Source organism: Paenibacillus sp. plas6, from assembly GCF_057221655.1.
Map to the genome: position 1 here is coordinate 2,065,001 of NZ_CM170151.1, position 13,438 is coordinate 2,078,438.

Consider the following 13,438-nt stretch of genomic DNA (forward strand, 5'->3'; position numbering starts at 1 on the left):
CTGGAAACGTATGTCCTTTGCCGTCCTTTAATCAAAATTATTCTAAATCACCAGGCTGCCCTGCATTATCATGATTATTTTCAGATGAAGCTTCATCGTCCTCATTTTTTTCTACACGAGTAACTGTAGATACGATGTCATCTTCACGAGTATTTATAAGTTTAACCCCCATCGTATCCCGCTTCATTGATTTAATTTCTTCAATACTTACACGAATTAGTGTTCCTGAAGCTGTCATAATCATTAAATCTTCTTGCTCATCAACAATCTTCAATGCGACGACTAAACCACGTTCTTCTGTTTGATTAATTGTTTTAATCCCGATACCGCCACGATTTTGCGGACGATACTCGCTTTCTGGCGTACGTTTACCATATCCATTGGCTGTTACAACAAGCACTTCGCGACCAGGAACAACGACATCCATATCAATAACTTTATCGTCATTTACAAGCTGGATACCTTTAACCCCAGTTGCAGAGCGGCCCATTGCCCGTACATCTTGCTCATTGAAGCGAATCGACATCCCATGACTTGTACCTAGAATAATCTCTTGATTGCCATCAGTTAGTTTAACACCAACTAAGTCATCATCCTCGCGCAATGAGATCGCGATTAGTCCGACTTTGCGGATATTCAAATACTCACTCAATGAAGTTTTCTTAACTACCCCTTGCTTAGTTGCAAAGAATAGATATTGCTCATCATTGAAGTTTTCAACAGGAATAACTGCGTTAATCGTTTCTCCCTGTTCAATTTGAATTAAGTTAATAATCGGTGTTCCTCTAGCTGTACGGCTTAACTCAGGAATTTCATAAGCTTTTAGTTTATAAACTTTTCCTTTGTTAGTGAAGAATAACAAGTAGTGATGAGAATTGGTTACGAATAAATGCTCAACAAAGTCATTTTCCTTCGTATCCATTCCGACTACCCCACGACCGCCACGCTTCTGGCTACGATAAGTTGTAACTGGCAGACGTTTAATATAACCAGAATGAGTAATCGAGATAAGTACATCCTCACGCGGAATAAGATCCTCATCAAGAATTTCCTCATCGCTAGCAGTAATTTCAGTTCTGCGCTCATCGCCAAAACGTTGCTTAATTTCTTCGAGCTCCTCATGGATGATCTCAAGCACTAGCTGCTCGTCTGCCAAAATTGCTTTATATTCAGCAATTTTGCGCATAAGCTCTTCATATTCGCTCTCGATTTTGTCGCGTTCCAAACCTGTTAGACGTTGCAAACGCATATCGAGAATAGCTTGAGCCTGCTCATGAGTAAGTGAGAAACGCTCAATTAAGCCATCACGAGCTTCATCTGCTGTTTGTGATGAACGAATCAAAGTAATAACTTCATCTAAATGATCTAACGCTATGCGCAAACCTTCTAAAATATGCGCGCGCGCTTCAGCTTTTTTCAAATCATACTCTGTACGACGACGAATTACCTCAACTTGATGCTGTAAATAATGATACAGCATATCGTGTAAATTCAATGTTTTTGGCTCGCCATTTACAAGCGCAAGCATGTTGATCCCGAAGTTAGTTTGCAGCTGAGTTTGCTTATATAAATTGTTAAGCACCACGCTTGGATTAACGTCACGGCGTAATTCAATAACGATACGCATACCGTTGCGATCAGACTCATCGCGTAAATCGGTAATACCTTCTATTCTTTTTTCACGTACGAGCTCTGCTATTTTTTCAATTAAACGAGCTTTAATGACCTGATAAGGTAGCTCAGTAACAATTATTCTAGCCTTTCCGTTGTGCTCCTCAATTTCTGCACGAGCACGCATTGTAATCGAGCCTCTACCAGTCAAATAAGCTTGCTTAATGCCAGCTTTCCCCATAATAAAACCAGCAGTAGGGAAGTCTGGTCCTTTAATATAATCTAGCAATTCAAGTGATGTTAACTCTGGGTTGCGAATAAGTGCCTGCGCACCTTCAATAACCTCGCATAAATTGTGTGGTGGAATATTGGTCGCCATACCGACAGCAATCCCTGTTACACCGTTAACGAGTAAATTAGGAAAACGAGAAGGCAGAACAACAGGTTCTCTCTCTTCTCCATCATAGTTATCTTGAAAATCAATTGTTTCTTTATTGATGTCACGCAGCAATTCCATTGCTATTTTTGATAATCTCGCTTCTGTATAACGCATGGCCGCTGCCATGTCACCATCAACAGATCCAAAGTTACCATGTCCATCAACTAGCATGTAGCGCATTGAAAAATCTTGCGCCATACGAACCATTGACTCATAAACAGCAGCATCACCGTGAGGGTGATATTTACCGATTACTTCACCTACGATTCTTGCTGATTTCTTATAAGGTTTATCTGGCGACATGCCTAAATCTGCCATCGCGTAAAGAATACGGCGATGTACGGGTTTTAGCCCATCTCTGACATCTGGCAACGCGCGACTTACGATGATGCTCATCGCATAATCCAAAAACGAATTGCGCATCTCCGTACCTATATCACGATTCACAATTGACGCTCTTTGTTCCTCGGCCATGCTTTACCTCCCTAACGTCATTCTATCTATAGCTTTATAATCTCCAATTATGTAAAAGAACAAACAGAAGAGTTCGCTATAATGACGCGTACATTCGACTATAGTCCACATTTTTGGCATTACTTTCGTTTTGAATACCAAATTTTATTATACCATTCATTACTTAGACTGTCTTGCTGTAAAATTCCATAATGACGTAAAAAGATGCTAATTTCGCTTGTTGTTCGTTACGAAATTAGCATCCTAAATTTAAGTCAATTCTAGAAGTCAAGATTGGTTACATACTTCGCATACTTCTGAATAAAATCTCTGCGCGGTTCAACGTTATCGCCCATCAGCGTATCAAAAATCGTATCAGCTTCCATTGCGTCATCAATTGACACTTGAAGCATCGTGCGACTTTCAGGGTCCATTGTTGTTTCCCAAAGCTGAGTGGCATCCATTTCACCAAGACCTTTATAGCGCTGCACATTGACTTTACCTTCGCCCATTTCAGCAATGATTTGGTCACGTTCCTTTTCCGTCAACGCATAGCGCACGACTTTACTTTTCTCAATTTTGAACAATGGCGGCTGTGCAATATAAACATAACCCGCTTCAATAATTTGACGCATGTAACGATAGAAGAACGTTAACAAGAGCGTGCGAATATGTGCACCGTCGACATCGGCATCAGTCATAATAATAATTTTGTGATATCTTGCTTTTTCAAGATCAAAATCATCACCAATACCGGTACCTAGTGCAGTAATAATTGCACGAATTTCCGCATTACTTAAAATTCGATCAAGACGCGCTTTTTCTACGTTTAAAATTTTACCCCGCAAAGGCAAAATTGCTTGGAAGTGACGATCGCGTCCTTGCTTTGCAGAGCCTCCCGCAGAGTCCCCCTCTACGATATATAGCTCGCTAATTGAAGCATCCTTAGAGGAGCAATCGGCAAGTTTTCCTGGCAGTGATCCTACCTCTAGCACACTTTTACGGCGAGTAAGCTCACGAGCTTTTTTCGCTGCTTCACGTGCCCTTGCAGCTTGCAATCCTTTTTCAATGATCTTCTTCGATACGCTTGGGTTTTCATTAAGAAACTCTTGGAATTTCTCTGAAAAGAATGATTCAACTATACCACGAACTTCACTATTACCAAGCTTTGTTTTAGTTTGCCCTTCAAATTGCGGTTCTGGTATTTTTACTGAGATAATCGCTGTTAAACCCTCTCGAACATCATCACCAGTAAAGTTAGAATCACTTTCTTTAAGCATATTATATTTGCGAGCATAGTCATTAATGATGCGCGTCAATGCTGACTTGAAGCCAGATTCATGTGTTCCACCTTCATGTGTATGAATATTGTTCGCAAAAGAATAGATATATTCTGAATAGCTTGTATTATACTGCAGGGAAACCTCTACCTGAATATTGTCACGATTACCCTCAATATAAATTGGCTCTTCATGCAACACTTCACGATGGCGACTTAAATATTTTACAAATTCTTTAATACCACCCTCATAATGAAACTCTTCGTATTGTCCACTTCGCTCATCTTTAAGGGTCAATTTAATTCCTTTATTCAAAAATGCCAGCTCACGTATACGTGTTTGCAAAGTTTCGTAATCGAAAACTGTAGTTTCCGTGAAAATTTCAGCGTCTGGCTTAAAGGTAACTGTCGTACCTGTTTCGTCAGTATCACCTAAAATTTTAATATCATATTGTGGTACGCCACGAGTATATTCTTGTTGATAGAGGTGACCGTCACGTTTAACTTGAACCTTTACATGCTCAGATAGGGCATTTACGACAGAAATACCGACACCATGAAGACCGCCTGACACTTTATAGCCTTCACCGCCAAATTTTCCGCCTGCATGCAGCACCGTTAGTACGACTTCAAGCGTGGACTTTTGCAGTTTTTCATTCATCCCTACAGGAATCCCACGTCCATTATCAATGACTGTTATTCTGTTGTCGGCATGAATGATGACATCAATTTTATCGCAGTAGCCTGCTAATGCCTCATCAATACTGTTGTCCACGACCTCCCATACAAGATGATGCAAACCTTTTACGCTCGTAGAACCAATATACATCCCTGGGCGCTTACGAACGGCCTCTAGCCCCTCTAATACCTGTATCTGGCTCTCATCATACGTGTGTTGTTCCAATGACATGCACGTTCACTGCTCCTCTCAACTGCTTATCCATCTCAAAAATATTATTATAAACTATTTCTGATAGTTATTTCTACAATGCTGCGAAATGGTGAGCTCTTTTCTTCAATGTAGCTGAAGAAATGGGTGAGTAAATCACTTTATTTGTTGTGACGACGATACTTTTTGCTTCCTCTTCGCCAATATCCTCAATTTGCTTGCGCTTTTGCGCGCCTGACATAAACTGCTTTGACAGCTTTGAGGAGCTTTCAATGGAAATATCAAAAATAGCAACAATTTCTGATGTCCGTACTATTTTCTCGCCACCAACATGGATATACATATATTCACCTCATTCACTTGTTAAGCTTACCTTTCCTTCTTTGACATAATAAATACCTGCATGATGAAGCCGTTCCATATCAACACTCTCAAGCCCAGTCGTCGTAATAAAAGTTTGCACCTTGCTTTGGAATGTTTCAATTAGCTGGGTTTGTCGATTGCGATCTAGCTCTGACAATACATCATCTAGCAGTAATATAGGATATTCGCCAATTTCCTCATGAATAAGCTCTAGCTCAGCAAGCTTAATCGATAATGCGGTTGTTCGCTGCTGACCCTGTGAGCCAAAGGTTTGTGCTTCCTTGTCATTAATAAAAAAGGCAAGATCATCACGATGTGGTCCTACAAAACTTACACCACGACGAAACTCTTGTTCGCTTGCCTGTGTTAACTTTACCATAAATTGTTCCAATAACATAGCTTCATCTTGTTCTAAATCACATTCAAAGGACGGGCGGTAAGCTAATCTGAGATGTTCCAGCCCATTAGTTATCCCGCTATGGATTTGTCTCGCAAACAATTGCAGCTTATCTATAAAGTGTTTCCTTTTCATCATTATTTTAACACCGAATTGTGCCAATTGCATATTCCATACATCCAGCATTGCTTTGTCAATCGCATGCGGGCCATTTTTCAGAAGATTATTTCTTTGCTGCAGTACTTTATGATATTGCTGCAACCAATGCAGATAGCCAGGCTGCACTTGGCCGATTTCCATATCAAGAAATCGACGGCGTACACCTGGCGTTCCTTTCACAATTTCCAAATCCTCTGGTGCAAACATTACGACATTTAAGCCACCGACATAATCGCTAAGTCTGCGCTGCTCCAACCCGTTAAGCTTTGCTTTTTTTCCTTTTTGGCTGTACATCAGCTCAAGCGACAATTTTCCGTACTTTTTTTCAACAGTTCCTCCAACATAAGCATGATCGCCGTTCCAACCGATCAATTCCTTATCTTTAGAGGTACGGTGCGACTTGGTGAGGGCAAGCACCAATATCGCTTCCAGCAAATTTGTTTTGCCCTGTGCATTTTGTCCTAAAAATACGTTTACCATATGTGGTGTTTCTAGTTCCAATGCTTCGTAATTGCGATAATTATTCAGTTTTATATTTTTAAGCAGCACCTTTTGCCCTCCCGCACTACTTCTATCGACTAGGAACCAGTAATCATAAATGAACCGAATCCTGCAACTTCTATTTTATCCCCAGGGTATAACTTGCGCCCTCGACGATTATCGGGCTCACCATTTATCAACACTTTTGTTTCCTGTAAAAAAAATTTAGCTTGTCCACCTGTGGATATACAATCTGTCATTTTTAAAAATGCGCCCAGCGTAATATATTCTGTGGATATTTCAACTTGTTTCATGTTAATCCTCCTAGCCAGTTGTGCGATACGGCAAGATGACATAAACGCAATGATCATGATCAAGCGGACGAATAATAATAGGACGCATTGCTCCAGTAAAGCCTATCACAATTTTCTCGCTATCAATTACTTTTAATACATCAAGCATATATTTAGAGTTAAAGGCAATACGCAAAGGTTCACCTTTATAGTCTATCGGTTGAATTTGCTCTGTAACACGGCCAAGTTCAGTAGAGCTAGAAGACACTTCAAGTAGACCATTATCAATCGTAGTTAGACGAACAATGTTTGTTTTTTCTTCACGTGACATTAAATATGCCCGATCCATTGCATCCATAATGATTTTTGTATCAAGAACAATTTCAGTTTCGTAAGCGGATGGAATAATTTTTGATGTGTCAGGGTATGTTCCATCAAGAATACGCGTAAAGAATAATATATGTTCAAGCTTAAATAACACTTGATTATCCGTAACAACAATATCGATTAAAGCATGTTGATCAGGAATTAGTTTGTATAGCTCGTTTAATGTTTTTGCAGCAATAACAATATTGCTAAAACGGAATTGATCCTCAGTATCTACTTTAGTTGTACGAGCAGCTAAACGATGTCGGTCAGTTGCAGTAAATTTCAGTTCTCCCTGATACAAAGTCCAAAGTACACCTGTTAAGATCGGAGTTTGTTCACTGGTAGAAGCTGCTAACACGGTTTGACGGATCATTGATTTTAAAAGTTCACCAGGAAGCTGCAGCACTTGATCTTGTTCTATGCTAGGCAATGTAGGAAAATCTTCTGGATCCAAGCCAACCATTTGAATTTCCGTTGAACCTGATTTAATTTGTGTTTGGAAATGTTGTCCAACTTCAATAGATACTTGGTCAGAAGGCAGTTTTTTTACAATTTCTACAACAACTTTAGCAGGCAATACAACACTGCCTGGTTTATCAATTTCGGCAATAATTTGTCCATTTTGTTCTACAGGAATAAAACTTTGAATAGATATATCAGTGTCACTAGCTGTTAATGTGACATATTGATGAGTAACATCAATTTTAATACCGCCTAATATTGGAATAGTAGGACGTGCAGATATAGCTTTTGCTACGTTTTGAATTGCTTGATTTAGTTCATTTTTGGCTATCGTTAATTTCAACGAAATCCCTCGCTTTAAAGTAGAAGTTTAAAAAAAATATTAGTAGTAGTAGCAGTAGGGGACCTGAATATGTGGATAACCCCTAAACTGGCGGATAAAACAAGCCTATCCACATGTGCATAGCTTGTGCATAGGCTTGTTTAGTTGTTAACATTTAATTTTTAATTTTCTCTGTAATGTTTGTAATGATTTTGTATAGCTCCTGATCAGTTTGGATTAGCTGAGAAATTTTTTCGTGAGCATGAATGACCGTTGTATGATCACGTCCTCCGAAGGCTTCTCCGATTTTAGGCAAGGAGTAGTCAGTTAGCTCACGCGATAAGTACATTGCAATTTGTCTTGGGAATGCTACTGCCTTAGTACGCTTGCGAGCTTTGAAATCCTCTATTTTTAAACCATAAAATTCGCCGACCTTCGCTTGAATATCATTAATCGTAATCATGCGTGGGCGAGATGATGGAATAATATCTTTAAGTGCTTCTGCTGCTAAATGTGATGTAATATCTGCGTTAATTAATGAGGAATAAGCAACTACACGGATAAGCGCGCCTTCCAGCTCGCGAATATTCGTATCAATTTGATTAGCAATATAGTTCATTGCTTCATTTGGAATATCAAGATTTTCTGCTTTAGCTTTTTTGCGTAAAATAGCAATTCTTGTTTCTAAATCGGGAGGCTGAATGTCGGTAATTAATCCCCATTCAAAACGTGAACGAAGCCGTTCCTCCAATGTAGGAATTTCTTTTGGCGGTCGGTCACTAGAAATAATAATTTGTTTCCGTTCTTCATGCAGAGCATTAAAGGTATGGAAAAATTCCTCCTGAGTTTGTTCTTTACCGGCTATAAATTGAATATCATCAATAAGCAGAACATCGATGTTACGATATTTTGTTCTGAAGCTTTCACCTTGGCTATCGCGAATCGCATTAATAAACTCATTTGTAAATTTTTCAGAAGAAATATAGAGCACACGCATATTTGGATTATGTTCCATAATATAGTGTCCAATTGCATGCATAAGATGCGTTTTTCCTAATCCTACACCGCCATACAAAAATAAAGGGTTATATGCTTTGGCAGGCGCTTCTGCTACAGCTAATGATGCAGCATGGGCAAAGCGATTATTTGCACCGATTACAAATGTATCAAACGTATATTTTGGATTTAGCATATTAGCAGGTGCTTCTTCTGCACTTACTGGACTAGCAGGTTGTTTTGCTGGTACAACGACAGACTGCTCTGCTGATTTCGCTTCACCAATTGAATATTTAATATTAATGTTGCGATTTAAATAGTCGTAAAGCGTAGATTTAATCAAATTAGTATATTTATTTTCCAGCCATTCTGCAGCAAATGCTGTTGGCGCAATAATTTCCAATAAAGAATCATCAATAAACCTCGCTTTTGTCGCTTTAAACCATGTATCATAGCTCGGCTTACTTAGTTTCGTCTGTATAATGGACAATACTTGCTGCCATAGATCTTGAGTATGGCTATCCACAGCCTGTCACTCCTTATCAATAAATTGCAAATATAAAGATATGTCGTTATGTCGAAATATAAAAGTGCAGAACAAAAAGTTGTCCACAATACGCAGATATGCTCCAAAAAGTTATTCATATATGCAAGATGTTGTACACAAATTTATCCACAGGTTGTTAATAACCTTGATAATAATTCAAATAATCCACAACGAAAACATTTCTATCATAGCAAAAGATCCCTTGTATTTCAATGAATTTGATGATTTTATCCACAATTTCAATAGGTTGTGTATATAAGTTATCTACAACACTAGATATTGTTAATATCGTGTGCAAATTTCGACAGCAGCCGATAAACCGTGTAAAAAAATATCCACAGCTGTCGTTTTCAATAGGAGAATAACCTTATTCAGGTTATCCACAGTATAGAATTTGCAATTTTATAGAAAAATATTTAGTAACTTAATATGGCTAAAAAGATACAGCTTTTTCCTATTGACTTCGATTGACTTTTTGCCCTTTGCATGGTTTAATGGGAGAAGCGTGTTTTTGAATATATTCTATTGAGCGCTCGCATCCTGACTTATAATGTGTAAGCAGTTATTTCAAGTAGTGTCCAATGATGGAGATTGTGACGTGAATGAAATAACCAGCATGGATTTAGCGTTTGGATAAGAAACATATAGGAGGTGCAGCATAATGGGTCCTACATTTAAGCCGAATGTAAGCAAACGTGCTAAGGTACATGGTTTCCGTAAACGTATGAGCAGTAAAAATGGACGTAAGGTTTTAGCAGCTCGTCGTCGTAAAGGAAGAAAAGTTCTTAGTGCATAATTTAAAAGACCACATTCGGTGGTCTTTTTTTATTTTATATAAGGAATGGGGACGGTTCGGTGCGCAGAAAGTTACGTCTACGAAATCGTGAGGACTTTACTCGTGTATATCGCGGAGGAAGATCATTCGCCAATGGTCAATTCGTTGTATACTGGTCGAAGCAGCAAAGCGCGGATCCTTTTCGCGTAGGCATATCAGTAAGTAAAAAAATAGGCAATGCTGTCGTTCGAAATCGCATGCGTCGTCTCATTAAAGAAATAGTTCGTCATATGGAATATCAAATTGTGCCTCATGTAGACTTTATATTAATAGTAAGAAAGCCTGCTGTTTCTATGAGTTATGCAGAGCTTGAGAAATCTGTGAAACATGTGCTACGTAAGGCTGGATTAATGAAGGATAGCAAAGCCAAGCAACCTAAAACTGCGATTATAAAAGGCAAAAGCTAGCCTTTTTTTGTAGCATAGGAAAACTTGTCTCGTGAGACTTCTTGAAAGCGGTTTGGTAATATTTATTTGTGGAATAATTTATGGTATAGTCTATGTTGAGATTAATGTAATGAGTCTCAGAGAGGAGATCTAATGTTGTTCCGTAACAATCGAAAATTGATGCTAATTGTAGGTTTGTTGTTATCTATTGCCCTGCTTTCTGGTTGTGCGCCACAGGTCGACAATACCAAAACAACAGAACACTTGCTAGAGGGTAATTTTTGGGAAAGAAATGTCGTCTATTATTTTGCATTGACATTGGATACGTTTGCTGATTGGGTTAATGGCAGCTATGTGTTAGCAATTTTAATGCTGACGATTGTTGTACGTACATTAATTTTGCCATTAACGTTAAAACAATATCGTAGTTCTAAAGCGATGCAAGCAATTCAGCCACAAATGAATGAGCTTAGAACGAAGTACAAAGATAACCCGCAAAAAATGCAAGAAGAAATGATGAAGCTTTACCAAATACACAATATCAATCCTCTTGCAGGATGCTTGCCATTGCTTATTCAGATGCCGGTTTTCATTGCGCTATATAATGCGATTTATTGGAATGAAAATTTGCGCTCAAGCATGTTATTTAATTGGACATTAAATGAAATTAGTCCATGGTACTTCTTACCGTTAATTGCTGCTATTACTACGTTTATTCAAACATTTATGATGCAAGCTACCCAAAAACAGCAACAGCCGCTGCCAATGATGAATATTTTGTTATTCGTATTCCCGATCATGATTTTTATAATGTCGAAGTCATTGCCAATGGCACTTCCATTATATTGGGTATTCAGCAACATTTATACCATTATTCAAAATTACTTCCTATATGTATTACCAGCCCGTAAAGGGAAAGATAAGAAGGAGGTTCTTGCGAAATGACAAAAATTCTTGCATCGGGTAAGACAATCGAAGATGCGGTAAATAATGGTTTGGCACAATTAAAAGTCACTCAAGATCGCGTAAAGGTTGTCGTGGTAGAACAGCCTAGTAAAGGTTTTTTAGGCTTAATTGGCTCAAAGGATGCCAAGGTAGAGTTAGAATTGATTCCTGATCCTAAGGAAGAGGCAGAGCGCTTTATTAAAGATGTCGCTCATGCAATGGGATTAGATGTTCATGTAAATTGGACAGAAAGTAAGGAAAGTTTACAACTGTCAATTTCTTGTGACGGTGATCTAGGAATGCTAATTGGACGCCGTGGACAAACCCTTGATGCTCTTCAATATTTAGTTACAATTGTAGCAAACCGTTATTCTGACAATCATATTCGAATTGTTTTAGATGCTGAGAATTTTAGAGAACGTCGTCGCAAGACTTTAGAAGAATTATCCGAACGTCTGGCTAATCGAGTTGTTCGTACCAAGAAGGAAATTGTACTGGAACCGATGATGCCGCATGAACGAAAAGTTATTCATTCTCAACTGCAAAGTCACCCTAAGGTAAAAACGTTCAGTCAAGGTGATGAGCCAAATCGTCGAGTAGTTATTACGTTGAGATGAGAACAAGAAAAATCATTAGATGGACAAGATGATCTAGATAGATATAGCGGTACAGCAATGACTAATTAAGGTCATTGCTGTTTTCCGTTTATGAGAGGTGAGTTTTTATGCTAGAAAATGATACGATCGCCGCAATTGCAACAGCGGTAGGTGAAGGTGGAATTGCGATTATTCGAGTTAGCGGTCCGCAAGCAATCCAAGCGGTTGACCGTATTTTTCAATCAAAACAGCCTTTGCGTGATGCGCAATCTCACACGATTCATTATGGATATATTATTAATCCAGACAGTAATGAAAAAGAGGATGAAGTGCTTGTATCCTTAATGAGAGGACCTCGTTCGTTTACTGCAGAGGATGTCGTTGAGATTAATACTCATGGCGGGGTTATTGCGGTTTCCAGAGTAATGGATATTTTGCTTCAGCAAGAAGGTGTGCGAATTGCTGAGCCAGGAGAATTTACAAAGCGTGCCTTCTTAAATGGAAGAATTGATTTAATGCAGGCTGAGGCAGTTATTGATCTTATTCGTTCAAAATCCGATCGTGCATTTGCTGTTGCGCGTAAGCAGGCAGAAGGAGTATTGTCCAGTAAAATTAAAGACTTGCGACAATATGTGATAGAGATGCTTGCTCATATTGAAGTAAATATTGATTATCCAGAGCATGATGTTGAGGAATTGACCAATCAATATATTCGTGAGCAATGTGAAAAAGCGATCACTGAAATTGATAAACTGCTAAAAACTGCGAATGAAGGAAAAATCCTTCGTGAAGGAATTTTAACAGCAATTGTTGGAAGACCTAATGTTGGTAAATCGTCGCTTATGAACGCATTAACGCAAGAAAATCGAGCAATTGTTACCGATATTCCGGGTACAACTCGCGATGTAATTGAACAGTTCGTTACATTAAATGGGATACCGCTGCGCTTGTTAGATACTGCGGGGATTCGGGAAACAAATGATGTTGTAGAAAAAATTGGGGTAGAGCGCTCACGAGATGCGATTAATGAAGCTGATTTGATTCTATTTGTGCTAAATAACAATGAACCGCTACAAGAGGAAGACAAAGAGCTGTTAGAATCATTGCGCGGGAGATCAGTGATTGTTATTGTTAATAAAATAGACCTGGAAGCAAAACTAAAATTGGATGAAGTTATCCCCTTTCTTAATGGAGGAACTATTGTTAAAATGTCTATGTTGCAGCAAGAAGGTTTAGATCAGTTAGAAGCAGCAATTAGCGAAATGTTTTTTGGCGGCAAGCTAGAAGCAAATGATCTAACCTATGTAAGTAATGTACGACATATTTCATTGCTTAAACGTGCTAAGCAGCATATGCAGGATGCTATAGAAGCGACCTATATGGGCATTCCGATAGATGTTATTCAGATTGATGCGCGGATGGCTTGGGAGGCATTAGGGGAAATATTAGGTGATGAAGCCGGAGATTCTCTAATCGACCAAATCTTCTCGCAGTTCTGTTTAGGTAAGTAACAATAGTCTCTAGCTGGTTTTTAAGCATGTTGGAAGCATATCAAATTTTACTTTAGATAAATTAGCTTTTGGTACAGGTTGATTGTGTCAATAAAGCAGAAATAGA

At 38.7% G+C, this 13,438-nt stretch carries 12 protein-coding genes; 5 read left to right on the forward strand and 7 right to left on the reverse strand.

Annotated elements, in window-relative coordinates:
• Nucleotides 1–37: 37 nt before the first annotated feature.
• The 7 genes from gyrA to dnaA all read right to left on the reverse strand — a co-directional run bounded on the left by gyrA (nucleotide 38) and on the right by dnaA (nucleotide 9,038).
• Entirely contained in the window at nucleotides 38–2,524 is a 2,487-nt protein-coding gene (gyrA, locus tag AC2TDL_RS09285; RefSeq protein ID WP_484700579.1) for a DNA gyrase subunit A, read from the reverse strand.
• A gap of 260 nt (nucleotides 2,525–2,784) precedes the next feature.
• Nucleotides 2,785–4,692 (reverse strand): DNA topoisomerase (ATP-hydrolyzing) subunit B, encoded by a 1,908-nt coding sequence (gene gyrB, locus AC2TDL_RS09290; protein WP_484700583.1) that lies wholly within the window; start codon nucleotides 4,690–4,692, stop codon nucleotides 2,785–2,787.
• Nucleotides 4,693–4,765: 73 nt separating this feature from the next.
• A complete protein-coding gene (gene remB / locus AC2TDL_RS09295; RefSeq protein WP_484700588.1) occupies nucleotides 4,766–5,014 on the reverse strand; it encodes an extracellular matrix regulator RemB in 249 nt (82 codons plus the stop codon).
• Between the two features lie 9 nt (nucleotides 5,015–5,023).
• Nucleotides 5,024–6,139 (reverse strand): DNA replication/repair protein RecF, encoded by a 1,116-nt coding sequence (recF, locus tag AC2TDL_RS09300; protein ID WP_484700591.1) that lies wholly within the window; start codon nucleotides 6,137–6,139, stop codon nucleotides 5,024–5,026.
• A 29-nt stretch (nucleotides 6,140–6,168) separates the two neighbouring features.
• Complete coding sequence (yaaA, locus tag AC2TDL_RS09305) at nucleotides 6,169–6,384, reverse strand: S4 domain-containing protein YaaA (protein WP_484700594.1); 216 nt, start codon at nucleotides 6,382–6,384, stop codon at nucleotides 6,169–6,171.
• Between the two features lie 10 nt (nucleotides 6,385–6,394).
• Nucleotides 6,395–7,537 carry a DNA polymerase III subunit beta gene (dnaN, locus tag AC2TDL_RS09310; protein ID WP_484700597.1) on the reverse strand — a complete coding sequence of 381 codons (1,143 nt, stop codon included), beginning with the start codon at nucleotides 7,535–7,537 and terminating at the stop codon, nucleotides 6,395–6,397.
• Nucleotides 7,538–7,691: 154 nt separating this feature from the next.
• The gene (gene dnaA, locus AC2TDL_RS09315; RefSeq protein ID WP_484700599.1) at nucleotides 7,692–9,038 is read right to left on the reverse strand and encodes a chromosomal replication initiator protein DnaA; all 1,347 of its coding nucleotides are present in this window, start codon (nucleotides 9,036–9,038) and stop codon (nucleotides 7,692–7,694) included.
• A 682-nt stretch (nucleotides 9,039–9,720) separates the two neighbouring features.
• Here dnaA and rpmH point away from each other — a divergent pair.
• The 5 genes from rpmH (at nucleotide 9,721) to mnmE (ending at nucleotide 13,332) form a co-directional block, all read left to right on the forward strand.
• Nucleotides 9,721–9,855 (forward strand): 50S ribosomal protein L34, encoded by a 135-nt coding sequence (gene rpmH, locus AC2TDL_RS09320; RefSeq protein WP_213518855.1) that lies wholly within the window; start codon nucleotides 9,721–9,723, stop codon nucleotides 9,853–9,855.
• 59 nt (nucleotides 9,856–9,914) lie between these two features.
• Complete coding sequence (rnpA, locus tag AC2TDL_RS09325; RefSeq protein WP_484700604.1) at nucleotides 9,915–10,301, forward strand: ribonuclease P protein component; 387 nt, start codon at nucleotides 9,915–9,917, stop codon at nucleotides 10,299–10,301.
• Nucleotides 10,302–10,433: 132 nt separating this feature from the next.
• Complete coding sequence (locus tag AC2TDL_RS09330; RefSeq protein ID WP_484700606.1) at nucleotides 10,434–11,225, forward strand: YidC/Oxa1 family membrane protein insertase; 792 nt, start codon at nucleotides 10,434–10,436, stop codon at nucleotides 11,223–11,225.
• Complete coding sequence (gene jag / locus AC2TDL_RS09335; protein ID WP_484700607.1) at nucleotides 11,222–11,842, forward strand: RNA-binding cell elongation regulator Jag/EloR; 621 nt, start codon at nucleotides 11,222–11,224, stop codon at nucleotides 11,840–11,842. The genes AC2TDL_RS09330 and jag overlap by 4 nt, the downstream gene beginning before the upstream one ends.
• 107 nt (nucleotides 11,843–11,949) lie before the next feature.
• Nucleotides 11,950–13,332 carry a tRNA uridine-5-carboxymethylaminomethyl(34) synthesis GTPase MnmE gene (gene mnmE / locus AC2TDL_RS09340; protein WP_484700608.1) on the forward strand — a complete coding sequence of 461 codons (1,383 nt, stop codon included), beginning with the start codon at nucleotides 11,950–11,952 and terminating at the stop codon, nucleotides 13,330–13,332.
• Nucleotides 13,333–13,438 lie beyond the last annotated feature (106 nt).